24 protein-coding genes are annotated in these 26242 nt (G+C 73.6%); 9 read left to right on the forward strand and 15 right to left on the reverse strand.

The genetic code is table 11. The features are described 5' to 3' along the window. Positions 1–72 precede the first annotated feature (72 nt). Both WMF22_RS26220 and WMF22_RS26225 read left to right on the forward strand, forming a co-directional pair. On the forward strand, positions 73–1998 hold the full coding sequence (locus WMF22_RS26220) for a type VI secretion system contractile sheath domain-containing protein (protein ID WP_438031548.1): 1926 nt from the start codon (positions 73–75) through the stop codon (positions 1996–1998). Positions 1999–2590: 592 nt separating this feature from the next. Then, a complete protein-coding gene (locus WMF22_RS26225) occupies positions 2591–4036 on the forward strand; it encodes an NAD(P)/FAD-dependent oxidoreductase (RefSeq protein WP_437292742.1) in 1446 nt (481 codons plus the stop codon). Between the two features lie 223 nt (positions 4037–4259). Here the strand turns inward: WMF22_RS26225 and WMF22_RS26230 are convergent, their stop codons facing one another. The 3 genes from WMF22_RS26230 to WMF22_RS26240 all read right to left on the reverse strand — a co-directional run bounded on the left by WMF22_RS26230 (position 4260) and on the right by WMF22_RS26240 (position 6551). Then, on the reverse strand, positions 4260–4769 hold the full coding sequence (locus WMF22_RS26230; RefSeq protein WP_438031549.1) for a hypothetical protein: 510 nt from the start codon (positions 4767–4769) through the stop codon (positions 4260–4262). A gap of 287 nt (positions 4770–5056) precedes the next feature. Then, positions 5057–5920 carry a phosphatase PAP2 family protein gene (locus tag WMF22_RS26235; protein ID WP_438031550.1) on the reverse strand — a complete coding sequence of 288 codons (864 nt, stop codon included), beginning with the start codon at positions 5918–5920 and terminating at the stop codon, positions 5057–5059. Between the two features lie 52 nt (positions 5921–5972). Continuing rightward, the gene (locus tag WMF22_RS26240; protein ID WP_438031551.1) at positions 5973–6551 is read right to left on the reverse strand and encodes a TetR/AcrR family transcriptional regulator; all 579 of its coding nucleotides are present in this window, start codon (positions 6549–6551) and stop codon (positions 5973–5975) included. A gap of 357 nt (positions 6552–6908) precedes the next feature. Between WMF22_RS26240 and WMF22_RS26245 the strand changes: the two genes are divergently transcribed. Further along, positions 6909–8111, forward strand: a complete 1203-nt coding sequence (locus WMF22_RS26245; protein WP_438031552.1) for an acyl-CoA dehydrogenase family protein — start codon at positions 6909–6911, stop codon at positions 8109–8111. Positions 8112–8139: 28 nt separating this feature from the next. Here the strand turns inward: WMF22_RS26245 and WMF22_RS26250 are convergent, their stop codons facing one another. From WMF22_RS26250 to WMF22_RS26275, 6 genes are all read right to left on the reverse strand, one after another. Then, entirely contained in the window at positions 8140–9099 is a 960-nt protein-coding gene (locus WMF22_RS26250; protein WP_438031553.1) for a phosphotransferase enzyme family protein, read from the reverse strand. 38 nt (positions 9100–9137) lie between these two features. Beyond that, positions 9138–9626 carry a hypothetical protein gene (locus WMF22_RS26255; protein WP_437292748.1) on the reverse strand — a complete coding sequence of 163 codons (489 nt, stop codon included), beginning with the start codon at positions 9624–9626 and terminating at the stop codon, positions 9138–9140. 57 nt (positions 9627–9683) lie between these two features. Further along, the gene (locus tag WMF22_RS26260; RefSeq protein WP_437294640.1) at positions 9684–10265 is read right to left on the reverse strand and encodes a transposase; all 582 of its coding nucleotides are present in this window, start codon (positions 10263–10265) and stop codon (positions 9684–9686) included. Then, a complete protein-coding gene (locus WMF22_RS26265) occupies positions 10204–10740 on the reverse strand; it encodes an IS630 transposase-related protein (protein WP_437294639.1) in 537 nt (178 codons plus the stop codon). The genes WMF22_RS26260 and WMF22_RS26265 overlap by 62 nt, the downstream gene beginning before the upstream one ends. A gap of 164 nt (positions 10741–10904) precedes the next feature. Next, entirely contained in the window at positions 10905–11591 is a 687-nt protein-coding gene (locus tag WMF22_RS26270) for a class I SAM-dependent methyltransferase (protein WP_438031554.1), read from the reverse strand. Positions 11592–11605: 14 nt separating this feature from the next. After that, complete coding sequence (locus tag WMF22_RS26275; protein WP_438031555.1) at positions 11606–12070, reverse strand: DUF1348 family protein; 465 nt, start codon at positions 12068–12070, stop codon at positions 11606–11608. A gap of 287 nt (positions 12071–12357) precedes the next feature. Between WMF22_RS26275 and WMF22_RS26280 the strand changes: the two genes are divergently transcribed. Continuing rightward, on the forward strand, positions 12358–12750 hold the full coding sequence (locus tag WMF22_RS26280; RefSeq protein ID WP_437292751.1) for an MAPEG family protein: 393 nt from the start codon (positions 12358–12360) through the stop codon (positions 12748–12750). Between the two features lie 39 nt (positions 12751–12789). On the opposite strand, the gene WMF22_RS26285 is transcribed toward WMF22_RS26280, so the two are convergent. The 3 genes from WMF22_RS26285 to WMF22_RS26295 all read right to left on the reverse strand — a co-directional run bounded on the left by WMF22_RS26285 (position 12790) and on the right by WMF22_RS26295 (position 16101). Continuing rightward, a complete protein-coding gene (locus tag WMF22_RS26285) occupies positions 12790–13866 on the reverse strand; it encodes an MBL fold metallo-hydrolase (RefSeq protein WP_437292752.1) in 1077 nt (358 codons plus the stop codon). Continuing rightward, on the reverse strand, positions 13863–14438 hold the full coding sequence (locus WMF22_RS26290) for a TetR/AcrR family transcriptional regulator (RefSeq protein ID WP_437292753.1): 576 nt from the start codon (positions 14436–14438) through the stop codon (positions 13863–13865). The genes WMF22_RS26285 and WMF22_RS26290 overlap by 4 nt, the downstream gene beginning before the upstream one ends. 118 nt (positions 14439–14556) lie before the next feature. After that, positions 14557–16101, reverse strand: a complete 1545-nt coding sequence (locus WMF22_RS26295; RefSeq protein WP_438031556.1) for a dockerin — start codon at positions 16099–16101, stop codon at positions 14557–14559. Between the two features lie 440 nt (positions 16102–16541). Here WMF22_RS26295 and WMF22_RS26300 point away from each other — a divergent pair, with 440 nt between their 5' ends. Next, positions 16542–17894, forward strand: coding sequence for a CotH kinase family protein (locus tag WMF22_RS26300; protein ID WP_438031557.1), 1353 nt, complete (start codon positions 16542–16544; stop codon positions 17892–17894). Positions 17895–18294: 400 nt separating this feature from the next. Here WMF22_RS26300 and WMF22_RS26305 read toward each other — a convergent pair whose 3' ends face one another. The 3 genes from WMF22_RS26305 to WMF22_RS26315 are packed head-to-tail and all read right to left on the reverse strand — an operon-like array spanning position 18295 to position 21330. After that, the gene (locus tag WMF22_RS26305) at positions 18295–19458 is read right to left on the reverse strand and encodes a hypothetical protein (protein WP_438031558.1); all 1164 of its coding nucleotides are present in this window, start codon (positions 19456–19458) and stop codon (positions 18295–18297) included. Beyond that, entirely contained in the window at positions 19448–20674 is a 1227-nt protein-coding gene (locus WMF22_RS26310; protein WP_437292757.1) for a FecR domain-containing protein, read from the reverse strand. The genes WMF22_RS26305 and WMF22_RS26310 overlap by 11 nt, the downstream gene beginning before the upstream one ends. Further along, positions 20662–21330 carry an RNA polymerase sigma factor gene (locus tag WMF22_RS26315; protein WP_438031559.1) on the reverse strand — a complete coding sequence of 223 codons (669 nt, stop codon included), beginning with the start codon at positions 21328–21330 and terminating at the stop codon, positions 20662–20664. The genes WMF22_RS26310 and WMF22_RS26315 overlap by 13 nt, the downstream gene beginning before the upstream one ends. Before the next feature lie 214 nt (positions 21331–21544). Between WMF22_RS26315 and WMF22_RS26320 the strand changes: the two genes are divergently transcribed. From WMF22_RS26320 to rfbF, 4 genes are read left to right on the forward strand one after another with little or no spacing between them, the layout of a single operon-like run. Beyond that, complete coding sequence (locus WMF22_RS26320) at positions 21545–22699, forward strand: hypothetical protein (RefSeq protein WP_438031560.1); 1155 nt, start codon at positions 21545–21547, stop codon at positions 22697–22699. Beyond that, positions 22665–24308, forward strand: coding sequence for a glycosyltransferase family 2 protein (locus WMF22_RS26325; RefSeq protein WP_438031561.1), 1644 nt, complete (start codon positions 22665–22667; stop codon positions 24306–24308). Before WMF22_RS26320 ends, WMF22_RS26325 begins: the two co-directional genes overlap by 35 nt. Before the next feature lie 2 nt (positions 24309–24310). Continuing rightward, a complete protein-coding gene (locus tag WMF22_RS26330) occupies positions 24311–25477 on the forward strand; it encodes a glycoside hydrolase family 26 protein (RefSeq protein ID WP_437292761.1) in 1167 nt (388 codons plus the stop codon). Next, entirely contained in the window at positions 25474–26241 is a 768-nt protein-coding gene (rfbF, locus tag WMF22_RS26335; protein WP_438031562.1) for a glucose-1-phosphate cytidylyltransferase, read from the forward strand. The genes WMF22_RS26330 and rfbF overlap by 4 nt, the downstream gene beginning before the upstream one ends. Position 26242: the final 1 nt, after the last annotated feature.

A 26242-nucleotide genomic window follows, 5' to 3' on the forward strand; every position in this document is an offset into this window, starting at 1 on the left:
CGCCTTCCGTCTTCATGCGCGCGGAGCTTAGCGCTTCTCGCGCCGATAGGTGACGCCTATGCTGCGCTGGCCATGACGGAAAAGGGCGTTCTGGGCGACGAGTTCAGGTTCCACGTGGGCGAGGACGGGGGCGCCGTGGAGCGGGGGCCGCTGCTCCCGCTGCGCGTGCTCGTCGTCGCCGATCTCACCCCGCGCGATCCGCACAACGCCGGCGCGAGCCCGCCCGCGGGCGCGATCCGCGTCGACGCGACCCGCTTCGATAACCTCTTCACGATGCTCCGGCCACGGCTCGCGATCGAGGTGCCGAGCGTGCTCGCGGCGGGCCGGGCGGTGCGCGTCGATCTCGCGCCCGCCGGGATGAAGAGCTTCCGGCCCGACGCGCTGTGCGCCGAGGTGCCGCTGCTGCGCTCGCTGCTCGACGGCCGCCGGGTCCTGGATCGGCTGCGCGACGGCTCGGCCACGCTCGACCAGGCGCGCGCCGAGCTCGATCGGCTCTGGGGCGGCTCCCCGCTGGTGCGCGACATCCTGGGCCTCGTCCCGGAGCGCCGGGACGCCTCGCCCGGCCGCTCCGCGCCCGCCGCGGAGCGGCCCGCGGCGCCCGCGCCCGCGCCCGGCTCGGACGTGGACGCGCTGCTCTCGATGGTCGACCTCGGCGGGGGCGAGGGCGCCGAGGCGGCGCCCCCACCCGCGACGCCGGGCAGCCTCGATCAGAAGCCGGCGGAGGCGGGGCGGTTCTCGGAGCTCATCGCGACCGTGGCGGCGAGCGCCCGCCCGCGCGCGGGCCAGCCCGCTCGGCCCGCGGAGGCGATCGCGCAGATCGAGCGCGCGATCGGCGCGCAGCTCGGCGCGATCCTGCAGCACCCCGAGGTGCGGCGCCTCGAGGAGGCGTGGCGCGGGCTGAGCCTGCTCGTGGAGCGCGCGAAGGCGGCGGAGGGCGTCCGGTTCGACGTCGTCAGCGCGCGCCCGGACGAGGCGGCCGGCGCGCTCGCGCGGGTGCTCGCGCAGACGGCGAGCTCCGAGCCGCCGGCGTCGGTCGCCATCGTGGACGTCGCGATCGACGGCAGCGCCGCGTCGCTCGCGCGGCTCGAGGAGATCGCGCGCGTCGCCGAGGCGCACGCGCTCCCCGCCGTGGTGAACGGCGACGCGCGCCTGCTCGGGGTCGACGATCTCGGCGGCGTCGAGCGGCTCGACAACAAGGCCGCGCTGTTCCGGGCGCCGCACCGCGCGCCGTGGCGCTCCGCTGCGGCGCGGCACGGCGCGCGGTGGGTCGCGATCGCGATGAACCGCGTGCTCGGCCGGATGCCGTACGACCGGTCGACCTCCCGGATCCGGGAAGCGGCGATCGCCGAGCAGCCCGGCGATGAGGGCGGCCGCGTCTGGATCTCGCCGGCGTACGTCGTCGGCGCGCTGATCGCGGGGAGCTTCCGCGAGACGGCGTGGCCCTGCCGCGTCACGGGCGCGAAGGGCGGCGGCACGCTCGGGGACCTTCCGGTGCACGAGGTCAAGGGCGCGTACGAGGGCGACGAGGGCGTCGCGATCCCGACCGAGGCGTTCGTGTCCACGGACACCCAGCGCGAGCTCTCGAAGAGCGGCGTGCTCCTGCTCGCGTCGGCCCCGAACAGCGACGCGGTGTACGTCCTCGCCGCGCCGACGGCCTACGTTCCGCCGGAGAAGCTCACGTACGACAGCCCGACGGCCGAGCCGGACGAGCGCCTCGAGCGCGTCTCGCTCGTCGATCAGCTCTTCGTCGCGCGCGTCGTCCAGTTCCTGCGCGCGCTGTGCTCGAAGCTGCCCCCGGACAGCGACCCGGCGGAGGTCCAGCCGGTCGTCGAGGGCGCCCTCTGGGCGCTGTTCGAGAACGCGCCGCCCGCCAGCATCGAGCTCACCGTCAAGGCGGGCCGCGGCGAGGGCGGCGCGCAGATCGCGGTCACGGTGCGCCCGCGCCGCTTCCTCGGCGTGGGGCTCGACGAGGTGTCGCTCGAGATGCCGCTCGGCTGAGCGCCCCGGATTGACGCCGCCCGGCGCGCGGGGGAGGATCGCCGGCATGCGGCTCCGCGTAGCGATCCTCCTCGCTGTCCTGAGCACCCTCGTGACCACGTGCCAGCGGCCTGCGGCGCCGCAAGCGCCGACGTCCGACTGCGGCTGCCGCAAGAAGTAGCCCGGCGCCCATCGCGGGGTCGACGGGTCACGTCGCGCGGCTCCGGGCGCGCGGCATTGCAATGCACGTCGAGCGTCTCTCACGAAGACGCGAGGACCGGATCGCGAGCGGTGCTCTCTCTCACACCCGCCGCGGAGCGGCCACCTGCCGGCGGGCGGCGGCGCCTCGATACGGCCTCTCCGCGCCTGCCGCGCCGGAGCTCCATCTTTGATGGCGACGAAGAGCGCGGGAGTGATCGTCGCTTTCATCTCGACGGAGCGCGTGGAGTTGCGTAGTTGCGCAGCTGCTCAGTCGGGCGCTGGCACGTCGCGCGGGTCGCGCGCGATGTGCGCAGCGCGCGCAACGCGGGTTGAGCGCCTCATCACGAAGCGAGCATTGCGCCGGCCTTGCGGTCCTCAGGGGCGGCCCGAGGATTGCAATCCTGGCGGCTTCATGAAGCCCTGCACCCAGGAGGACATCCGCTCCAATCGCCCGTTCGCCGGCCGCAGGGCGGTGGTGATCGGTGGGAGCATCGCGGGCCTGGTCGCAGCCCGCGTGCTCGCCGACCATTTCGGCGAGGTGGCCGTCGTCGAGCGCGACGCCATCCCGGATGACCTCCGCGAGGCCCGCAAGGGGGTGCCCCAGGCTCGCCAGCTCCACGGGCTGCTCGCCCAGGGAGAGCGGATCCTGAACGACCTGTTCCCCGGCTTCACCGGGGATTTGCTCCAGGACGGAGCCATCGCGTACGACTTCGGGCTCGGCTTGGCGTGGCACCACCACGGCGCCTGGAAGCCGCGCTTCGAGACGGGGGTGCGGACCGTGTGCATGACCCGTCCGCTGCTCGAGGCGCACGTGCGCCGCCGCGCGTTCGCGCTGCCGAGGGTGCGGCGCCTGGACGAGCGCGAGGTGGTGGAGCTCTCGGCGTCTCGCGATCGCTCCCGGATCACGGGCGTCGTGCTCCGGCAACGCGACGAGGGCGGCCAGATCGAGCGGCTGCCGGCGGAGCTCGTGGTGGACGCCAGCGGGCGCGGCTCGCGCGCGCCGGCGTGGCTCGAGGCGCTCGGCTACCGGCGGCCCGACGAGTCGACCATCCAGGTCCGGGTGGGGTACGCCAGCCGTCAGTACCGGCCGCGGGATCCGGCGGAGCTCCCGTGGAAGTCGCTGTACGTCCTCGGCTCGCCGTCCGACAGCCGGCGGTTCGGCTGCATCGCGCCGATCGAGGGCGGGCGCTGGATCGTGGTGCTGGCGGGCCTGTTCGGCGATCACCCGCCCGCCGATCCCGAGGGCTTCCTGGAGTTCGCCCGGGGCCTGCCCAACGACGCGCTCTACCGGGCGCTGCTCGGGGCCGAGCCGGTGACGGACGTCGCCGTCTCCAAGTTCCCGGCGCACCTCCGGCGGCACTACGAGCGGATGGCGCGGATGCCCGAGGGGCTCGCCGTGCTGGGCGACGCGCTCGCCAGCTTCAACCCCGTTTACGGCCAGGGGATGACGTCGGCCTGCCTCCAGGCGCTGGCGCTCGACGCCGCGCTCAAGGAGCAGCGCCGCCGCGCGGGGCGCGGCGCGATCGCGGGCCTCACCCGCCGCTACCACGCGGCCGCGGCCAAGGCGGTCGACCTGCCGTGGCGGATGTCCACGGGGGAAGACCTCGCCTACCCCGAGACCAGGGGCCGGCGGCCGATCCTCCAGCCGATCATGCGCTGGTACACCGGGATGCTGCACCGGGCCGCGCAGGTCGATCGCGAGGTCTATGTGCGCTTCGTGCGCGCGTTGCACATGCTCGACGGGCCGGAGGCGCTCCTGGATCCTCGCTTGATCCTGCGCGTGCTTCGCGCGGGGCGGTCAGGGTCGCTGCCCGAGGTGGCCGCGGCTGGCGCGGCCCACCGAGGGCAGCCCGAATGACGCCTGAACGGCTGAGTCCGCCGCTTCGCTCCGGCGCGTGACGACGGCGACGGCTCCGCGCCGGGCGAGGGCCGGTATCGGCGGGACGAACGCGCCGTGGTGCCGTGTCGACAGGCCTCCTCCGGCGGGGGGCCGCCCCGCGCGGCTGCAGGGCGTTGCCTGGCCGTCGTGTTCTGGCAAGACGTGCGCGCCTTTTACCCACGACGGGTGGTATCGAATCGTCTCATGGCGCGGCGCCGGTCAGGCGGCGGACCCGGTCCGCGTGGGGGCTCGCCGGGAAATGCGAGAGGAATTCCCCGGCGCGGGCGCGCGCCTGGCCGGCGCGCCCGCTGCGTAGCAGCGCGTCGATCGCGACGATCTCCCGGTCGGCCGCGAGGCGCCCCTCCGGGAACTCGGCCCGGTGCTCGTCGAGCAGGGCGAGCGGCGCCTCCGGCGATCGCGCGAGCACCGCCCTGATCTCCGCGAGCCGCCCGGCCTCCCGGAGCAGCTCGTCGCGCTCCAGCTGCGCGGCCGCCGTCGCGGCGGGCCGAAGCGTGGGCTCGCCCTGACCGGCGCTCCCCTGGGGCAGCTCCCGGCCCACGCCGGGCGCGGACCGCGGCGGCAGATCGGCGCCGGGCGCCGGCACGGGCGCCCCGAGCGCTTGATCGCTGCAACCTGCGAGGAGGGCGAGGAGCGGGGCGGCGAGGCCTCCCGCGATCCACCGGGTGTGTGACGAATGGTGAACGACATGCATGTCGTCGGCTCCTTCATGGGGCCGAGCTGGCGGATCCCCGTCGAGACGCGCCCGCGAAAGCGCGCGTGCCCATTGCGGGACCGCAGCTCGCCGTCGCCATGGCCGCCAGGGCGGCACGGCGTATTCGACGTAATGAGCTAGCGCTCCAGCAACGACGGCCCGAGCACCAGCATTCCTAGCTGACAGGCGTATTGTAAAAATGAACCATCGATTTGTCAACACGGCTTACTTACGCCGTCCGAGAGCGGCGCTGCCGCTTGTCGATGGCCGAGATCGCCCTACTCGGCTCAGAAGGCGCCGGCGACGCCCACGCCCGCGCCGCCGCCCGCCGGCGCGAGCGAGAGGCGAAAACGCCGGGTGCCAGAGCTTGCAACGCCCGCGCGCGGGGCATGAAACAGAGCCGGGATCAGCACGCCGGAGGCGGCGCCGAACACGGCGGCCGTGAGCACATCGGTGAAATAATGGCGATCGCCGGCGATGCGCAGGTAGCCGGAGAGCGCGGCGATCGCCATTCCGTTCGCCCATACCCACGGCGCCGCGCGATAGCCGCGCATCGACGCGACCGTGCCGCTCGCGGCGGCGAGCGAGAAGGCAGCCGTGGAGTGGCCGGAGAAGAACGAGAGATCGTCGTCGTGCGGGAGCGGACCCGAGGGGCCCTCGCCCGCGCGGAGCACATCCGGGTTGTCGTGGTGGGCATAGGGCCGCTGGCGGCCGACGATGTACTTGGTGATCTGGTTCGTGTTCATCGCCACCACCATCGCTTCGGTGACGATCACGAGATCGGCGGCGATGTTGTCGGAGCGGCCGTCGTACCACGCGGCGAGCGCCGTGAGGCCCAGCGCCGCGGCGGGCGCGACGCCGAGGACCGTCACGTTGCTGAGATCATGAGCGGTGTTCGGGTTGCCTCTCCAGACCAGCGCGTCGCGGATCGACGTGTCGAGGGCGTTGGCCGCGCACCAGCGGCACGATCCGGGGGCGAGGCCCTTCTTGGCGAGCTCGGACGCGATCCATGCGGCGCCGCCGACGACGGTGATGGGCAGATCGATCTCGGGTCGGTACGTGAGCTCGGGGGACGGGTCGGCGGCAGCGGCCGGCGAGGACGAGACGGCGACGAGGAAGGCGGAGAGCGCGAGCGCGGCGGTAGCACGCATGAGGGGCGCGAGCGTAGCCGGGGTGGAGGGGCACGGAAATCCGTCGCGGGCGTCAGGCGCGCGACGGCCCCGGCGTGGCGAGGAGCAGCCCGTCGAGCAGGCGCGCGTGGGCGTCGTCGACCAGGTTCCGGAGCGCCGTCGGCCCGGCCTTGGAAAGGGCCCCCGACGCAGCGAGGGTGGCGAGGCCGTGGTGCATCGCCCAGATCGGGACCGCGAGCGCCCACGGATCGCCGGGCGGGAACGCGCCGGCGCGCTGCGCCTCCTCGATGAACCCGAGGAGCACCCCCAGGTTGTGCGAGGTGGCCGCCGCGACCCGCGGGTCGTCCACGTCCACCTCGCCGGAGTACATCACGTGGAAGGGCGCGGGGTGCTCCAGCGCGAAGGCGACGTAGGCGAAGCCGGCGGCCAGGAACCGCGCCCGGAGGTCGCCCCCGGCGCCCTCGAGGGCGGCCGAGATCCGCGCGCCGAGCGCCGCGCTCGCCTGGACGGCGAGCTCGGTCATCAAGGCGCGCTTGTCCGAGAAGTGGCGGTAAGGCGCGGCGTGCGAGACGCCGATGCGCCGCGCGACCTCGCGCAGCGTGAAGCTCGCGTTCCCTTGCTCCTCGATCAGCGAGAGCGCCTCCTCCAGCACAGCGCGCCGGAGGTCGCCGTGGTGGTAGGGCCGGTCGGCGGGGCGCGACGCAGGCGCGGCTGAAGGGTGCGGCGCGGATGAAGGACGCGGCGCGGTTGCGGGTGAGGTGCGCGCGCTCGGACGGCGGCGCCTTGCGGGGGAAGCCACAGCGCAGGCACACGGTACCACGAAGGCCGCGGTCCCACCGAGCCGCGGGGCCCGGGATCGCGGATGCAGGGCCGCGAGCTCAGGAGCTGCTGGTCGTCGCGAAGAAAATGGAGGCAGCGGAAACTTTCCCCATGTTGTCAGTGTCATCATCGGGCGCGCGGGCGGCCGGGTGGCCGGCGCGCTGCACCTGATCCAGGAAAGGAGCCCCGTATGTCCGAGCCCCGTCGATCCCCCGAGCGCGAACGCCTCCTTGCCGCCGTGGAGCGCGTCCGCGGCGTCGCCACCGCCCACGCCGAGGCGTCCGAGCGGCTGCGCACGCTCGCGCCCGCGGTCGTCGACGCCCTGCAATCGAGCGGCCTGCTCGCGATGGCCGCGCCGCGCGCGCTCGGCGGCGTCGAGAGCGACCCGCTGACGCAGGTCGAGGTCTTCGAGGCGATGGCGCGCGCGGACGCGTCGGCGGGGTGGTCGCTGATGATCAGCGCGCTGCTCGCCGCGCTCGCCGGGGGCACCCTGCCGGACGAGGGGGCCCGCCAGGTGTTCGCAGGGCCGTTCCCGACGTTCGCGGGGCTCCAGATTCCGACCGGCCTCGCGCGGCGCGCCTCCGGGGGGTACGCGCTCGAGGGCCGCTGGGCCTTCGGCAGCGGCGTGCGGCACGCGTCGTGGGTGTTCACCTGCGCCGTCGTGGCCCCGGAGGGCGGGGCCCCTCCGGCGGGGCCGCCCGAGATGATCAGCCTCGCTGTCCCGCGCGAGCAGGTGGTGATCGAGGACACGTGGGACGTGGCCGGCCTGCGCGGCACGGGGAGCGACCATTACCGGATCGAGGGCGCGCTCGTGCCCGAGGCGCGGACGTGCCCCTTCCCCGCGGCGCCTCAGCGGCGCGGCGGCGCGCTGTACTCGCTGCCGTTGCTTGCCCTGCTCGCGGCCGGTCACGTCGGCTTCGCGCTCGGCGTCGGGCGGCGCGCGCTCGACGAGATCGCCGCGGTCGCCCCGCGCCGCGTGAAGGCCTGGCCGCAGCTCGCGCTGGGCAGCCACGCGGCCTTCCACATGGACCTCGGGCGCGCGGAGGCGAAGCTCGCGGCGGCGCGGGCCTATGCGTTCGACGTGCTCGGGCGGATGTGGGACCAGGCGCGCGCTGGAGAGGCGCTCTCGATCGAGGACTGGGCGGCGATCCGGCTCGTCCAGACGGTTGTGACCGACGTCGCCGCGGAGGTCACGGGCTTCGCCTACCGGGCCGGCGGCGGGGGCGCGCTCTACGCGGCGAGCCCGCTGCAGCGGTGCTTCCGGGACATCCACGCGGCGACGCAGCACATCGCCGCGACCGACGACGCCTACGAGTTCGCGGGGCGCGCGCGGCTCGGGCTCGCCGAGCTGCACCCGATGCTCGCGCCGCGGCCGCCTCGGGGGGTGGGTTAGCTCGACAGGGCGGCTGAGCGACGCGCGCTCAACCAGGCTCCGGCCACGCCGGCCGATCGCCGAGGATCCGCGGCTTGTGGCGCTCCAGGTAAGCGCGACACCAGGCGTCCAGCGCCCCGCGCCGGCTGACCCGGCGGATCGCCGTGTAGAGCACGAGCTCGCGCAGCTTCATGAACCGGTTTATCTCCGCCAGCCACCGCGCGGAGAGCGCGTTCTCCCGGGCGTAGCCGTCCAGGAACCTGTCGCGGAACCTCCGGAGGAGCTCGGGCGGCCGCCCGGGGCCGAGCGGGTCGATCGCGACATAGAAGAGGACGATCCCGAGATCGCTCGCGAACCACTCGTAGGCGCAGTCGTCGAAATCGATCAGCGTCAGCGCGCCGCCGTCCTTGAGCACGTTCCCGAAGTGGGCGTCGGTGTGCACCAGGCCGAAGGCGTCGCGGTCCGTCGGCAAGGCCCGGAGCTCCGCGACGAGCCGCTCTAGCCGACCGCCAATCGGGTCGCGCTCGTCCTCCGGCAAGAGCTCCCGCGCGCTGGTGAAGTCGCCGTCCTCATGCCACGCATGACGCCGCCTCGCCGACGGCGGAACATACACCTTGGTCGCGGCGTGAAGTCGCCCCAGGAGCCGCCCCCAGGCGGTCGCCACGTCCGGCGTCAGATCGTCGGCAGAGAGCGGAGCGCCTGGCGCCTTCGCGTACGCGCGCACACAGACGGCCTGGCCGGCCCCGCCGAGCAACGCTGCGTAGCTGCCGTCAGCGGCCCTGATCGCCGGGGCGGCGCGGACGCCATTGGCTGTCAGGTACTCCAGCCATTCGCACTCCGCCTCGACCGCGTCCAGGGACCTGCGCCCGGGATCCCCGAGCTTCAGGACGAAGGTACCGTCGCGCCGCCGCGCCTCGAACACCTGGCTCTCGAAGCCGCCGATGTGCCGGCAGGTCGCCGGATCGAAGCCGTAGAGCGCAAACGCGCGCTCGAGGAGTGCGGGATCCACGGGAGTCGTATCGCCCGCTCCGGAGGGCACCCCCGCGCTCAGGGCGGGCTGCCTTCCGGCGGGCACGCGACCCGCTGGGGCGGCGGCGGGTTGCACATGACGACCACGGGAGGGCCTCCGTCGCGAGAGGGCCGAGGCCGCGGGCAGGGGTTCGGGAAAAACTGCCTGCACGTGCCGTCCGGGCCCCGGATCACCTTCCCTCCCTGCGCGGGCGGCGGGAGCGGCTCCTCCTCGCCCTGCGCCGCCGTCGCCCCTGCGCCGTGGGGCGCACTGGATGCGGCCAGCGCCGACGTCGTCCCGGCGTCCTGTGACGTCTCCGGAGCCGCCGCGTCCTGCGTCTCCGTCGTCCCGGCGTCGCTGGGCGCGACCGCATCCTCCACGCCCGACGAATACGTCGGCGTGAGATCCAGGCGCGGCGGGTTATCGGACGGCGGCTGAGCCGTGCCACAACCCGCCGCGCCGCCGGCCACCGTGACGACGAACGAGGACGCGAGCGCGCGGCGGCGCCGGCGCGACGAGAGCTTCATGGCGGCCATCCTAGAGCGGTTTTCAGCTGGGTCTGGTACAAAAGCTGCTGCTCGGGCTCACTGATTCCCTATGCTGCAGGGCATCCCCGCTGGCGGAGCGCGAGAGCGCTCGCCGGGCGGCGCCATCCTCCGGGTTGCGCCGGCACGCGAGGGAGGTGGGCGACGCGGTGGACGGATGTAGCCGGCGTGCTGAAACCAACCTTTGGCGTCGCGATCAGTTACCAGACCGATGGCTCGGCCCATGGCTCGGTATACCTGCGGAACCGAGCGCGGGGCGGCGGCGCGGGTGAGCTCCTTGACTTTGCTGCCGCAGCCTTCCACCGGCGACAGGTCAGGCGAATAAGGCGGCAAAATCCAGAACTTTGCCCCGCGCTCCTCGACGGCAGCGCGAGCACCGGGAGCACGGTGTGCACCCAGCCCGTCGACAACGATCACATCGCCGGGCTGCACTCGAGGAGCGATCCGGTCGCGGATGTACGCCTCGAAGATGGCGCCGTTCATGGACCCCTCGAAGGCCATCGGTTCTACAGCGCCGCCGAGATTCAGCCCGACGATGAGCGTGATCTTCGGGTCGGTGTTACACGGCACCCTGCCGTGCGCCCGACGCCCGCGACGCGCACGACCGTACCGCCGCGCCATCCCGCGATGCAGACCGAACTCGTCGAAGAAGGTGATGTGGCGTGCGCCTACTCTTCGTGCTCGCCGCCGGAACTGAGCGCGGCGCTTGCGGACGGCGGGCCGATACTGCTCGCTCGCTCGAAGCGTTTTTTTTTCTCGTGATGCCCAGCCGCTGCAGCGCCCGATGCATCGTCGGGATGCTGACACGCACCTCCTGCCGCTGCTCGAACTGCTCAGCCAACTCGGCCAGCGTCCGGTCGTTCTTTTCCTCGACCAGCTTGCGCACCTCATCCAGCCCCGCCCGGTCGATCTTCGGCCCCACTCCACCACCGTGCGGCAAGGGCGCAAGGCTGCCTGTCGCGCGCACCTGGGTGAGGTAATTCTGCACAGTGTTCGGCGCGACCGAGAAACGCTCCGCTATTTCCCGAATGCTCCCCTCGCCGTTGACGTAGGCATCGACGATTCGCCGGCGCAGATCGAGACTGTACGGGCTCATGGGGCAGACCTTGGGCAGGTCCTGTGCCACGATCCGGTGCGGTCGAGCTCGGGCTGTAGCAGACTCGGCTGAAAGCCGCTCTAGACCGATGGCCCAATCCACGTCACCCGAACGGCGATCCAGAACGCAACGATGGGCTCTACAGCGGAGCGCAGATTTGTGTGCTACGGACTCAGCCGCTGGCCAGGCGAGTGAGGAGTGCGCCTGAGCTGCACGGACAGGAGCCGCGGCGGGTCGCTCCTGGCGGCCTCTGCGTCGCGCCACTCACCCAGGTGAACGAGCTCGAACCCGGCCCCCAGGCCGCCGTTCACGTACTGTGACACGTCATGCAGGAACGCTGTCACACGCTCCGGCTGGCCCGTCTCCGGGTTGATGAAATTGGCCTGCCCCCCGCGCATCTGTCGCACGGGGTGCAGCTCGCACAGGAAGAGCTCTCCTCCCGCGCGCAAGACGCGGGCAGCCTCGGCGAAGACCGCGTCGATGTGCTCGATGTGCTCCAGCACGAGCATGGCAATCACGACGTCCGACGAGCCCTCCGCGAGGGGCCAGGGATCGCGGATGTCGTGCTGTACGAACCGGACGCGGGGAGAAGACACGCGGGCCCTCGCGCGACGCAACATCCCCTCGGAGAAATCCAGCGCGAGGACGCTCCTCGCGTGCTCGTCGAGCCACTGCGTGTTGCGCCCGGTGCCGCAGCCGATCTCGAGCACGTCCCGGCCAGCCAGCGCCAGGCCGCGCTGCCGGAGGACCTCGGCCGCCAGCTCGCGCGTCCGGTTGACATCGTCATCGTACGTCGCGGCCCAGCGATCGTAGGCCGTGGCGATCTCGGGCTTGTCCGGAGAGCTGGACATGAGCTCGCTCGTCATCACAAGCTGAGCTCGCTCAGCCCCGGATGTTCGTCGGGTCGACGCCCGAGCGGCCAGTGGAACTTCCGCTCCTCCGTCGCGATCCGCACGTCATTGATGCTCGCCTCGCGCCGCCGCATCAGCCCCTGCGCATCGAACTCCCACTGCTCGTTGCCGTGGGACCGGTACCAGTTGCCGCTGTCGTCGTGCCATTCATAGGCGAAGCGCACCGCGATCCGGTCCCCGGTGAACGCCCAGACCTCCTTGATCAGGCGGTAGTCCAGCTCCCGCTGCCATTTGCGGTGCAGAAACGCCTCGATCGCCGCCCGCCCCTCGAAGAACTCGGCCCGGTTCCGCCAGCGGCTATCGACCGTGTAGGCCTGAGCCACGCGCGCGGGATCCCGGCTGTTCCAGGCGTCCTCCGCCAGCCGCGCTTTCCGGGCGGCGGTCTCTGCGGTGAAGGGCGGCAGCGGCGGGCGCGACACGACAGGATCTTCGCTCAAGGTGCACCTGAACGAACCTTCCTCGAATCTCCCATCCCCGGCAACCCCTTTTCACGCGAAGCTCCCCAGGGCCGTGCCGCGGACCGGCCGCTCCCGCCCTGCCATCGGCGCGCGCCCGTCGCTCGAGCGCGCCGCCCCGCGGGACCGCCCTGCCCGCTCCGGCGCAGGCGCGGTTTGAGCGGCCACGACGGTTGGCGCTCGCGCCGGCGGCGGGAGCTCGTTAGAGTCGCTCCGCGCTCCGAGGAGCCTGTGCGCTCGAGAGGGATCCGATGACCATTCCGTTGACGTGCGTCTTCATCTCATTTCTCTTGATCTACGTGGCCCGCCTGTTCGTCGCCAGGGCGCAGGCACAGCAGCCCGAGGGCCTGGACAACCGCAACCCGCGCGACCAGCAGGCCAAGCTCACCGGCGTCGGGCGCCGCGCCCTCGCCGCCCACCAGAACGCCTTCGAGGGGTTTGCGCCCTTCGCCGCCGCCGTCTTCACGGCCCACCTCGCGGGCGCCGACGCTCGCTGGAGCGCCATCCTCGCCGTCACCCACGTCGCCGCGCGCGTTCTCTATCTGGTCATGTACATCGGCGACAAGGCCTCTGCCCGGACCGCTGTCTGGATCATCGGCTTCGCCGCCACCGTGGGCCTCTTCCTCCTGAAGTGGCTGGTCTGAACGCCGCAGCGCCGGCGCGGCGGGGGCGCCGCGGCAGGCTCAGCGCGGCAGGGGCATCCACGCGCCGTCCGTCGGGACGTGGACCTGCGCGGGCAGGTTCTTCGAGGCGGCGCGCTGGGTGAACGCCGTCACGGGCTCGCGGTAATGGGCGAACGTGGTGTGGTGGATGGGGATCACGTGGCGGACGCGGAGCAGCGCGGCGGCGGCGACCGCCTCCTCCGCGTCCATCGTGCGGAGGCCCCGCGCGCCGTCGACGCCGACCGCGCCGAGGTGCGGGAGCCAGAGATCGATGGGCGCGAAGCGGGCCGCCACCGCGCGCATCGGCTCGGTGAAGACCGAATCGCCGGTCCAGTAGACCGAATAGGGCGCCGCGCCCTCCCAGCGGAGCACATAGCCGTTGCCCTTGCCGAGCGTCGCGTCGAGCGCCGCATCGTGGGCGTGGTTCGCCGGCACGGCGAGGATCCGCAGGCGGCCGGCGCGGGTCGGGAGCACGGCCTCGTTGTCCCAGTCGAGCGGCGTCAGCTTCGTGAATCCGGCGGCGCGCGCCGCGCCGACCGCGTCGGGAGGTAGGATGAAGGTGACGTCCTTCGGGAGCGTCTCCCTCGCGACGGCGTCGAAATGGTCAGCATGGTTGTGGCTGAGGAGGATGACGTCGAGGTGCCCGAGCGGCTCCGCAGGAGGATCGGTATAGCGGGCGACCGGCGCGTTCTCGACGCCGGTCGACGGGTGCTTGGGGAGCACGAACGCCGCTGGCCCGCGCGGGCCGAGGACGGGATCGGTGAGCAGCCGGAGGCCGTCGCGCTCGAGGATCGCCGTCGGGCCGCCGCGCCACTGGAGGCGCCCGCTCGAGGCCTCGGCCGCGGCGGCTTCGCCGGCCGGCGGCGCGATCGCGGCCGGCGCGCCGGCCGGCGGCGCGCTGGCGCCGCCGCGGTCCGGCGAAGCACAGGCCGTCAGGGAGAGCGCGAGCAGCGCCGCGACCGCCGAGCCCACGGGCGCCCGCGGCCTGCGCGGGCGACGCATCGAGGGCGCGCCTGCGCCGGGCTCGGCCCCGGCGGGCTGCGGGAGCTGCTCGGCACGTCCATTCCACCTGCTCGGGACACCCGTGATGCTGTTCATCGTCGTCGCCTTCCTGGCCGCGCTGTTGCGATGAGGTTCTCGGCGAGGGACCGCGCGCGCGCGGCGGCGCCCGGTCCCCCCTCGCGGACGGCGGTCACGATCGCGCCGTCGATCAGCAGCAGGATCTGCGGCGCCATCGCGCTGGCCGAAGGCACGCCGGCCTCGCGCAAGAGCCGATCGAAATAGTCGATGAGCCGCTGCTTGTGGCGCTGCGCGGCCTCGTGCGCCGGGTGGCTCCGGCTCGCGACCTCGACCATCGTGTTGAGGAACGCGCAGCCGCGAAAGTCGTCCGCGGCGAACAGCTCGGCGAGCGCGTCGAAGACCGCGAGCGGCCGGTCCCGCGGATCGTCCGCGAGCGCCTCGACTCGCACGGCAAGCCACTCGCGAAAGCGCGCGTCGCGCGCGTCCAGCACCGCCACGAGCAGGTCGTCCTTCGTCGGGAAGTGGCGGTAAAAGGTGGCCTTGGCGACGTCCGCCTCGGCGATCAAGCGATCGACGCCGACGGCGCGGTACCCCTCGGCGTAGAAGAGGCGCTCCGCGACCTCGAGGATGTGGCGCCTGGCGTCCCGCACGACGCTGATCTAGACAGACAGGTCTGTCTTGTCAAGCGCGCGGAGAGGCGCCTGCGGACCGCCGCCCGCAGGCCCTCCGATCGGAACGCCGCGCGGAACGCCGCGCTGGAGCCACCCGTCAGGGGACGTTCATCTCGAACGCCACGCTGTAGTTCGGCTGGGCCTTGCCCGTCGTCGAGCCGACGAACGGGTCGGAGTCGCGCAGCTGACCCCAGCGGATCGTGCCGCCCGTCATCGACGTCCCGTCGGTCGTCATCGCGTAGCCGACCATCACGCCCGACGCGGGGAGGTTTTGCGCGGTGATCTGCACCGAATCGCCGGAGATCTCCACGCCGCTGATCGGGATCCGGGTGTTGCCGCTCCAGAGCTCGAAGCCGCGGCCCTGCGCCCACTCCGTGAACGCGGTCTGGTGGGGAGACGGCAGCGCGCTGTCCCAGGCGAGCGGCGGCACCGGGACATGGAAGTGCACGGTGACGACGTCGCCGCTGCGCTCGACGCGCGTCGGCTGGAGCGGCTGCCAGTCCTTCCCGAGGACGACCTTCTCGAAGTAGATCTGGCCGAATTTCTCGCCGAGCTGCTGGTAGCCGTTCGCGTTCAGGTGGATGTGATCGCCGGCATACGGATACTGGTACTTCGGACCCGAGCAGACGATATCACCCGGGTGATCCACGCCCACGCGCCACTGCGCCTGCGTCGACGTCGACCGCGTGCCGGCGTCGGTGTGCACCGAGTTCTGCTGGGACACGAGCAGGGGAATGCTCCGCGACTGGCCGGTGATCCGGAGGAGATCCTGGTTGTAGTCGGACCACAGCTTTACCAGCTCATCCCCGTAGGTCGCGCTGCCGGCGTCGGACTCGCCGTGCGTGATCACGACGGCGCCGACGCCATACGTCTTGCCGGCCTCCCTGGCGAGGCGCGCGATGGCCTCGGCCTCGAACAGCGTCGCCGCGTAGGCGCGGCCCATCGACGTGTCGCCCGTGGCCGTCTGGGTGGCGCCCTTCCGGAGGACGCTCATGGGCTGCCCGCTCTCGCCGACGACGGTGTGCACCGTGACGTGGTCGCCGCCGGCGGACGCCTCCGCGAGGGATGAGATCTGGTCGGCCATGGCCGTGTGCGGCGTCTCGCCATAGATGTTCTTCGGGTAAGCGCTGGGGTAGGTCGTCGCGAACCCGCGGATCGGCTCGACGAGCGGCACCAGGGAGAGGGCCGTGTTCGCCGCGTCGAAGGGGGGCACGCCCGCGTTCCCGAGGGACAGCTTGAGGTTGTGAAAGCGCTGCGTGGTGGTGCGGGGCGGCGTGCCCTCCGCGCCGACCGAGAGGCTCTGTCCCGTCCCGACGATGCCGCTCCAGTCCCAGAGCGGCGCCGCCGGCGCGCCGCCGCCCCCTTCGCCAGCGCCGCCAGCGCCGCCGGTGCCTGCGGCGCCGCCGCCCCCTTCGCCGGCGCCGCCGGTGCCCGCCGCGCCGCCGGAGCCGCTCGCGCTGCCTGTCGCGCCCTGACCGCCCGCGCCGCCGGAGCCGCTCGCGCTGCTCGTCGCGCCCTGACCGCCGGCGCCCTGACCGCCGGCGCCAGAGGACGTCCCGTCCGACGAGTCGCATCCGAACGCCGCGAGGAGGAGAGCGAGCGTGCCTGACGAACCGAGGCTCAAGAACGAAGATTGTCGCATGTTGGCTCCTTGCCGCTGCACGAGCGGGCCGGGTGATCGCGCGGCCCGGAGCGTCGATCGCCAGGCCGCGTGGTGGAAACCATGACCGGCCATAGCACGGAGGCGCAGAAAAAACTGAACCGATTCAGTTGATGGGGACCTCTTGAGGACCTCAACCTCGGTCGGAGGCTCGGCCGGGGTGTCAACCTCGGTAGGGCCTCACGAGCCTCATCACGGGCGCCGCAAGGTTGCCGGACCGTGGCGCGGCACTGCGGGGGGGCTTCGATGCGAGTGGGCACAGCCCTCCGTCAAAGGACCGGCAGCGGTCCGAGGCGGCTCACGGATCGTCTCGGTTCATTCCTGTGAGCCGTCCGGGGGCGGAGGCGGTCCCTTGGGTCGACCGGGACGCGCCGCGATCCTGCGCGATCCTGTCCGCGCATGCGTTCGAAGGAGTATATGAAATGAATCGATTTCTTGGCTTCATCATGATGGCGGCGTCGAGCGTCGCCATGGTCGGTTGCGGCAGCGACGGCAGCGATGCCGGCACGGGCGTCGGTGGCGGCGGCGGCAGCGGTGCCGGCAGTGGCGGCAGCGGTGCCGGCAGCGGCGGCATCGGTGGCGGCACGGGTGTCGGTGGCGGCACGGGTGTCGGTGGCGGCACGGGCATCGGTGGCGGCACGGGCGTCGGTGGCGGCACGGGCGTCGGTGGCGGCGGCGGCACATTCTCGCTGGACACGGACACCGGCTGCTCCGGCGTGTTCAATCCCGATCAGATGCTGGAGTACGCCATCACGATGGCGCCCGACGATTACGCCGCCATCCTCGCCGACACCACGTTCTCGCTCTCCGCCCCCGGGGAATTCAGCTGCAACGGCGGTGCGCCCATGCAAGTCGCCATCGAGCGCAAGCGCTCGGGAGGCGCCACGAAGGTGGGCCTCAAGGTCGACCTGAATTCGACGGTCGCCGAGCAGACCTTCCACGGCTTGAAGAAGCTGAGGTTCGACAACGGCACGAGCTCCGGCTCCAATCAGGATGATGCCACGCCGCGCGACGTGATCGCGGAGTATCTCGGCTGGCGCTTGATGCGCGCAGCGGGCGTCATGGCCAGCCGCAGCGCGTTGGCCAAGATCAGCGTCAACGGCGGCCCGGCGATGGTGTACGTGCATGTCGAACAGGTCGACAAACGTTTCCTTCAGGATCGGCTGGGCGAAGACGACGGCTGGCTCTACAAGAAGTCCGGCGGCGACGGCGACGGCTTGAAGACGCACGAGAGCGACGGCGTCGAGAACCCCCACGAGGCATGGTACTGTTTCCTGAAGAAGGGCGGCTGTGCCAGCCCTGACGACGCGACGCTGGCCGAACAGCTACCCACGCGCGCCGACATCCCGCAGATGCATCGCCTGGGCGCCGTCAACGCCATCATCGGCAACACCGACGGCCTGCTCTACAAGGACAACAACTACTACCATTACGACTCCGTCGGCGGGAAGCGCACCTACTTCCCCTGGGATCTCGACACCACCATGTCGGCCTCGGTGAACATCACCAACGGCAGCGTGCCCGGGGGCACCACCGCCTTCACCGACGCGTTCTTCAGCCACTGGGAAGCCGACTACCTCGCCATCGTCCAGCAAATCCTCGACGAAGAGATCACCGCGTCTTTCGTGGACGCCGAGCTCGACCGCGTCCTCAGCGTTGCCGCTGCGCCCATCGACGCCGACCCCGCCCTCGCCGACGGCGCCGCCGACGCGGTCTCCACGCTGAGCGCCTGGTGGCAAGAGCGCCTCCCGGAACTGAGGCGACAACTCGAATGAGCGCACGGCCAGGCTGACCCACCCCAACCCAACAGCACCTTTTGGCGCGCCCGCCGGCCTGGCAGGCCTCGCGAGCCGCCGGAGCCAGTGAACCGCGCGCGTGTTCACGAGCGTTCGACGATTGAACTTCATCGGACCGCGCCATGAATGGGAATGGCACGGCGCCCGAAGGAGAGGGAGTACGGCATGGATCTCAGTGCATGGTGCGCGGCGGTCTGCGCAGGGATGATGGGTCTCACCGGGTGCGGCGGAGACCCGGGGACCGGCCAGGAGAGCGGCTCGCCTGGCGCCTCGGGCGGCGGAGTGGCCGGCGCGGGAGACTCGGGGCAGGGATGTGAGCGCCGCCCGTGGCGGCCTCCGCGAGGGACGAGATCGGGTCGCCAGCGCTCACCTCGATCCGTCAGAGGCGCGCCTCCAGGGAGAGCGAGACGGCGAGGAGCGGGCGGCCGTAGCGGGTCGCGCCTGCGGCGGAGCCCGGGCTGCCGGCGCTGCGCTCGGGGTACGGGATATCGATGGCTGGAAGCGCGGCGCCGGCAAGGCCGCCGAGGCGAAAGCCCGCGTGATCGTGCACATACCAGCGCACGGCCGCCTCGACGTGCGGAACCGCCGCCCACGCGGCGCCGGAGGCGCCGTCGAACACCGGCGACGCGAGGAGCGTCTGGTGATGGAGGCGCAGCACGGACGCGCCCGCCCCGAGCGTCGCGAGGCCGTGGCCGCTCGCGAAGGAATGCGCGCCGCCCGCCGCGGCGCCGACGAAGGAGACACCGTGCTCGATCCGCCCGCCGGGGACGCTCCAGGAGGTGCCGCCGAGCGTCGTGGTCCCGTCCACCGCGACGTACCAGCCGCGGAAGATCGCGGACGCGCCGATCGAGAGCGCCGGCGTCGCGGGGACGTCGCCGAAGGCGACGAGCAGCGTGGGGCCGACCGAGGCGGCGAGGCGCGTGCGTGGCCGCGCACCGCCGCCGGCGCGCTGGGAGGAGGGTTGATCGGCGGGCGAGGTGGAGCTCGAAGCGAGCGCGCGGGTAGCGGGAGACGCCTGAGAGGTCGTCGCGGCAGAGGCCGCCGGACGCGCGGCGGACCCGCTCTCGGGGCTGGACGCCGAGGGCGGGTGACCGTGGCCGCCAGCAGCGGCGACGCCGGTCGAGGGAGGGCGGGAGGCGTCGCGGTGCAGGAGGCGGGCGCGAAGGAGCTCGACGGCGGCCAGGGCGAGGACCTCGGGGCCCTCGCCGCGGCGCACCGCGACGTCGAGCTCGCCGCCCCCGTGCCGCGCGGCGAGGGTGATGGTCGCGCGCTTGCGGGCGACGACGACGCGCGCGTCGGCGTCCTCGGGGTCACCCGTGGTGATGCGCACATCGAGCGCGCGGAGCTCGTCGCGGATCCGCTGGAACGTCGCGTCCGCCGGGTCGCCGGAGAGGGACACCGTGGCCCGCGCGGGCGCGCTGGCGCTGGCCGGGGCTCCCGCCGCGTCCGGCGCCGCGCCGAGGAGGCCCGGCAGCGCCACGAGCGCCGCGGCGAGGCGGAGACCGGCGGCCGCGCGGCGCGCGGGGTAGCGCTCAGCGCGCATCCGCGAGCGAGCGCGCGAGGGGCGCGTAGGCGCCGTGGGGGTACTCGGCGAGGTACCGGAGCGCCGCGCGGCGCGCGACCTCCCGGTCCCGCCGTTGCTGGAGCTCCAGGCTCCGCCCGAGCGCCTGCTCGCGCAGCGCGCCCCCCGGCGCCTCGCGGAGGTACGTGTCGAACCAGGCGAGCGCGTCGGCGGAATCGCCGAGCTGATCTGCGGCGAGCTTGCCGAGGAGGAACGCCGAGTCGCCGCGCGCGCCGTGCCGCGCGCGCAGGGCGAGCAGCGCGGCGCGCGCCGCGTGCGGGCGCCCCGCGTAGCGGGCGGCGTCGGCGAGCAGCCGGAGCTCGTCGGGCGCGGCCCGCGCGAGCACGGCGTCGATCCCCAGCCGCTCGACCGCCGCGAGCGCCTCCTCGTGGCGCCCCGCGCTCGCCAGGGACTGCCAGCGCGGCGCGGCGTCTGTCCCGCCGGCCCCCGGCGCGCGCGCGGAGCGATCCCCGTCCCCGGGCGGCGCCGCGGCCGCGGCGCTCGCGCCTGCCGAGGGGGCAGCGGACGCGTCGCTCGCCGCGGGCTCGTTCGGCGCGGTGAGGTCGAGCCGATCGCCCGCCGAGAGCCGCGCCGTCCCGAGCTCCGGGCCCGTCACCTCGACGCTCCCCTCGGCGAGCGCGAGCGTGAAGCGCCGCGCCTCGGGCGCCCAGCCCGCCGCGAAGCGCGTCCCGGTCACGCGCACCGCGTAGGGCCCGGCGTGGACGACCCAGCGCGTGTCGCTCCGGTGGACGACGCGGAAGTCCACGGCGCCCCGCTCCACGCGCAGCTCCGCGCCGCGCGCGTCGGTCGCGAGGACCTGCAGCGCGGACGCCGCGTCGAGCCGCACGGAGGTCCCCTCGGCGAAGGTGAAGGCGACGGGCGCGTCGCGCGCCTCGACCCGCGCGCCCGCGCCCGGCGCCGGCTCGCCCGCGGGGGCCGCGCTCGGCGCGGCGGCGAGCCCGGGACCGCGCTCGGGCGCCCAGGCCGCGCGGAAGCTCGCGGCGCCCCCCGCCGCGAGCAGCAGCGCGGCGGCCGCGGCCCAGAGCGGGTAGCGCGCCCGGCGCGGCCGAGCCTCGACCTCGGCGGCGAAGAGCCGCGCGCGGGCCGCGGCCAGCGTCTCGGCCGGCCTGGCGCGCTCGTCGGATGTGCGGGCCACCTCGGCCCCGAGGGCCTCGATGCGTCGTGTCACGGGGTCCATCGCGCGCCCTCCTCGATCCAGGCTGCGAGCACGGGGTCTCGCCGGGCAGCGCTCACGAAGCGCGCCTCGGCCCGGGCGATCCGCCGCTTGATCGTCGCGAGCGACACGCCGCCGGCGGCCGCGGCCTCGGTGAGCTCCATCCCTTCGATGTAGCGCAGCGCGAAGGCCACGCGCTCGTCGAGCGGGAAGGACTCGAGCAGCCGGTAGGTCCGATCATGAGCCTCCCGGAGCTCCGCGTCGGCGCCGCGCGCCGGGAGCTCGGGGAGGTCCTCCGGTGAGAGGAAGCTCAGCCAGCTCCGGGCCTTGCGGATGCTCTTGCACGCCGTGTGGACGGCGACCGACCTCATCCACGACGTCAGCGCCGCCGCGTCGCTCACCTGGTGGACGCTCGAGTAGGCCGACACGAAGGCGTCGTGCACGACGTCCTCGAAGGTCGTGTGCCGCTCGGTCCCGAGGATGCGGCGCGCGATGCGCTCGACGAGGGCGCCGTAACGCTCGAAGAGCATCGCCTTCGCCCAGGGGTCCCCGCGCTGGAGCCGTCGGAGGAGCTCGGCGTCGTCGCGCTCCACCGGCAGCGCGACGAGCTGCCCGCCGCTCGGCGCGGCGCCGGCGCGGCTCGCGGGGTGCGGCAGCGCCGAGCGAGATCCGCTAGGCACGGCGGCCTCCTCGACGGGACGCTGCGAGGTCGCCGGGCCGTGGCGCGGCGCTGCGGGGCGGGGCGGCTTCGATGCGGGTGGGCACGGCTCTCCGTCAAGGGACCGGCAGGGGTCCGAGACGGCTCACGGATCGTCTCGGTTCGCTCCTGTGAGCCGTCCCTGGGCGGAGGCGGTCCCTTGGGGTCGACCGGGACGCGCCGTCCCCTCCCCTGCCATGCACCTCGCCGCCTTCGCTTCTTGCTTCGTCGCCGCCGCCGCCCTCGCGGGCGCCGCCGGCGCCGCGCCGCCCCAGCTCCCCGGAGATTGGCGCCACATCGCCGAGGCGCAGGAGCGGCTCGCGATCGCCGATCACGCGGCGGTCGAGGACCTCCTCGCGCGGATCCCCCCGGGGAGCGAGGCGGCGCGCGACGCCGACATCCTGCGCGGCCAGCTCGACGCGGCACTTGCCCCGCGCCTCGAGCTCGAGACCCGCGCCCTCGCCGACACGCAACCGCTCGACCGCTGGTCGCAGAGCGCCGGGCTGTCGTTCTGGCCGAACGCGAGCCTGCAGCTGCGGCTCCGCGCGCTCGGTCTGTGGTACCCGAGCGCCCCGGGCGCGACGGCGGAGACCCGCGGCCGCGCCACGCCGGCCCACGCTGTGGGCGGGCTCGTGGGGCTCCTGTTCCGCCCGGCCCGGGCCGACCTCGACGTCAGCGCGACGGGGCTCGGGCGGGTCTGGGCGGACGGCAGCGCGCAGGTGTCGGGGAGCGGCGAGATCGAGGGGCGGTGGCTCTCGCCGCTGCGGCTCCGCGCCTCGGCGCGCCGCGACGAGCTCCTCGACACCCACGCGGCGATCCGGGAGCACGCCTTCGTCGCCGCGGCGGGCGGCGCGCTCGCCGTCACCGACTGGAGCGGCTGGAGCGGAGAGCTCCGCGGCGAGGGGCGCTGGTACTCCGACGGCAACGACGGCGTCCTCGCCTGCGGCTGGGCCGTGGCGCCGGTCCTGCGCGGCGCGCTCGGCCTCAAGGCCGGGTGGGGGGCGGCCTGGGCCGACACCTCGCGCTCGCGCTGGTCCCTCGCGACGCGGACCTACTCGCCGTACTTCACGCCCCTCGGCCTGCGCCGCCACGGACCCATCGTCGTCGCGGCGCTCTCGCTCGGCAAGCTCCGCTTCGACGCGAGCGGCGACGTCGCCGTGCAGGCGAGCGAGCTCGATCCGACCGCGCTCGCCTGGGGCGTCACGTCGCGCGTCGACAGCGCTCACGTCGACCTCCGCGCGGGCGCCTCGCTCGACCTCGGCGGCGCCCGCGTGGGCGCCACCTACCACCACAACCAGAACCTCCACTACCACGTCCATGACGCGGCGATCCGTCTCGAGCTCCCTCTTTGAGCCGGAGCTCTTCCGGTGGTCGTCGGCCGCGCCCGTGCGGCTCGTCGATCGCGTCATCGTCTGGGCGCTCGTGGCCTTCGGGCTCGTCGGCGTCGCCGGCTTCGCGAGCTTCTGGTTCCAGGAGCGCCACGTCGCCCACCTCGCGGCCTTCGTCGCGCTGTCGATCGCGGTCTGGTACGGCATCAGCCGCATCGTCCTCGCCTGGATCGGGTACCTCGCGGTGGACCGCGTCGAGCACCGCCCGGCGCCCCCGGGGCTCTCGGTCGCGGTCTTCACGACGGCCGCGCCGGGCGAGCCCCTCGCGATGTTCGAGGCGACCCTCGCGGCGCTCGCCCGCGTCCGCTACCCGCACCGCACCTACCTCCTCGACGGCACGGCCGACCCGCGCTTCCGCGCCCTCGCCGAGCGGCACGGCGCGGCGTGGCTCGACTCGGACGGCGTCCCGGGCGCCAAGGCGGGCAAGATCAACGCGGCCCTCGCGCGGACCACGGAGGACTTCGTCCTCGTCCTCGACCCGGACCACCTGGCGTTCCCGGAGTTCCTCGACCGGGTCCTCGGGCACTTCGACGACCCGCGCGTGGGCTTCGTGCAGGTCTCGCAGGGCTACTACAACCAGGCCGACTCCCCGATCGCCCGCGGCGCGGCCGAGCAGACCTACGGGTTCTATGGGCCGATGCAGCTCGGGCTCCACGGGCTCGGCTGCGCGGTCGCCATCGGCGCCAACTGCACCTTTCGCCGCGCCGCGCTCGCGTCCGTCCGCGGGCACGCCGTGGGGCTCGCGGAGGACCTCATGACGTCCGTCCGGTTGCACGCGGCCGGGTGGCGATCGGTCTACGTCCCGGAGATCGTGAGCCGCGGGCTCGTCCCCGACGACCTCGGCGGGTACTTCGCCCAGCAGCTCAAGTGGGCCACCGGCGCGGTCGACGCGCTCTTCTCCGAGGTCGTGCCGCGCTTCTTCCGGCTGAGCGCGCGCCAGCGGCTCTCGTACGTGGCCATCGGCACGTACTACCTCACCGGCCCCGCCACGCTGACGTACCTCGCGCTGCCGCTCCTCGCGCTCTGGGGCGACCTCTGGCCCATGCGCGTGGATCCGGCGGGGTTCGTCGCCGCGGGCGCCCCCGTCGCCGCGGCGGCGGTCGCGCTCCACGCCTACGGGCAGCGGTGGTTCTGCGACCGCGCCTCGGAGGGCGGCGTCCACTGGCGCGCCCTCCTCCTCAAGCTCGCCGCCTTTCCCATCTACACGCTCGGGGTGGCCCTGGCGATCGCGAAGCGCCTCGTCCGCTACGTGCCCACGCCCAAGCGCGGGCTCGGCGGCCGGCTCCTGCCGCTCGCGTGGCCGCACCTGCTCGTCGTCGTGTCGTTCCTCGCCACGACGGCCGCGAGCCTCTGGCTCCGGGCCTCCGCGCGCGGGCTCGCCGAGCGCTGGAGCGACGCGGAGTCCTACTGGGCGACGCTCGTCTTCGGCGCGCTCGGGGCCGCCTCGATGAGCGGCGCGATCGCCTGGGCCGCGCGCGCGCCGCGCCGCGCGCCGCGCGCCGACCCCTGGGAGCGGCTCCCCGCGCCCGGAGCCACGACCACGACGATCACCACGATCACCCCAGGAGGATGACCATGAAGCGCTCCCACCGCGCCGCGCTGGCCGCGGCCGCCACGACAGGCGCCGCCCTCGCGGTGCTCTCCTCGACCTACGGGCGCGCGCCCGCCGAGCTCTGGCTCTCGTCGCTCTTCGGCACGGCGAGCGCGGCGGTGGCCTCGGCGGAGCTCTCCTGGATCGCCGATCCCGAGCGGGACGCGCGGCTCGCCCGCGTGTCCGCGGAGCGCGCGTCGCGCCAGCTCTCGGAGCTCCGCGCCCCGGCGCGCCTCCTCTACGGCGCGCACGACGGGGGCCTGCCGGGCGACGTCGGCGGGTACCTCGCCCTCGAGGAGGCGGTGGGCCAGACGCTCCTCCTCACGCAGATCTACGCGGCCTGGGGAGACGGCGCGGAGCAGCGCTTCCCGAGCCGGGCCGCGCGGGCCATCTGGGCCGTGGGCTCGGTGCCGGTCATCACGTGGGAGCCCTGGCTCAGCGCGTTCCAGCGCCCGCGCCTCTCGCTCCGCCCGGCGGCGACGCCGGACCACGGTGGCCTCACCGACATCGCCGGCGGCGCGTACGACGCCTACATCGACAGCTGGGCGAAGGCGGCGGCGGAGCACGGCCACCCGATCCTCCTCCGCTTCGCGCACGAGATGAACGACGGCTACCGCTACCCCTGGGGGCCGGTGAACAACCCGGACCCGCGGGAGTTCATCCGCGCGTGGCGGCACGTCGTCGGGCGCTTCCGCGCCGCCGGGGCGGGGAACGTCCTCTGGGTCTGGGCGCCGAGCGTCTCGTACGAGAACTACTGGGAGTACTACCCGGGAAGCGCGTGGGTCGACTGGGTCGCGACGGGCGTCCTCAACTACGGGACCGCCGTCCGCTGGTCCAGGTGGTATTCGTTCCAGGAGCTCTTCGCGCGGCACTACGAGCGCCTCGCGCCGCTCGGCAAGCCGCTGATGATCGCCGAGCTCGGCACGCTCGCCGCCGGCGGGGACCGCGCACGCTGGTACGAGGAGGCCCTGACGGGCTTCGCCGAGCGCCACCCCGCGGTGAAGGCGCTCTTGTTCTTCCACGTCGCGAGCGACGCGACCGTGACCCACGAGCCGCTCTCGTGGGCCTTCGCCGACGACCCCGCGGTCGCCGGCGCGGTGCGCCGCGCGCTCGCGGCGCAGGAGAACCACGCACAGGAGGTCCAGCGATGAAGACCGTGTTGCTCGCCGGCGGGCTCGGGACCCGTCTCAGTGAAGAGACCGTCGACCGGCCGAAGCCGATGGTCGAGATCGGCGGCCAGCCCATCCTCTGGCACATCATGCAGAGGTACGCCGCGTACGGCTTCGACGACTTCGTCGTGGCCTGCGGCTACAAGGGCGACGTCATCAAGGACTGGTTCGCCGGGCTCCGGACGCGCCGCGCGGACTTCACGGTAAACCTGCGGAGCGGTGAAATCGACGCGCTCGGCGTCCACTGCCCGAGCTGGCGCGTGACGCTCATCGACACGGGGCTCCACACCCAGACGGGCGGGCGCATCCGCCGGCTGAGTGGCGTGCTCGGGCGGGAGCCGTTCATGGTCACCTACGGCGACGGGGTCGGGGACATCGATCTCGCGAAGCTCGTCGCCTTCCACCGCGCCCACGGCAAGCTCGCCACGATCACCGCGGTCCGCCCGCCGGCCCGGTTCGGCGTCCTCGATCTCCGGGGCAGCGAGGTCGCGGCGTTCACCGAGAAGCCGCAGGCCGAGGCGGGTTGGATCAACGGCGGCTTCTTCGTCTTCCAGCCCGGCGCCCTCGAGTACCTCGACTGCGACGACGCGACGCCGCTCGAGCGCGAGCCGCTCGAGCGGCTCGCCGGCGACGGGCAGCTCATGGCCTACCAGCACGAGGGCTTCTGGCAGCCGATGGATACCCTGCGCGACAAGCGTCTCCTCGAGCGGCTCTGGGACGACGGGCGCGCGCCCTGGAGGGCCTGAC

This window comes from Sorangium sp. So ce204 (assembly GCF_051526795.1).
GTDB classification, from domain to species: Bacteria; Myxococcota_A; Polyangia; order Polyangiales; family Polyangiaceae; genus Sorangium; species Sorangium cellulosum_B.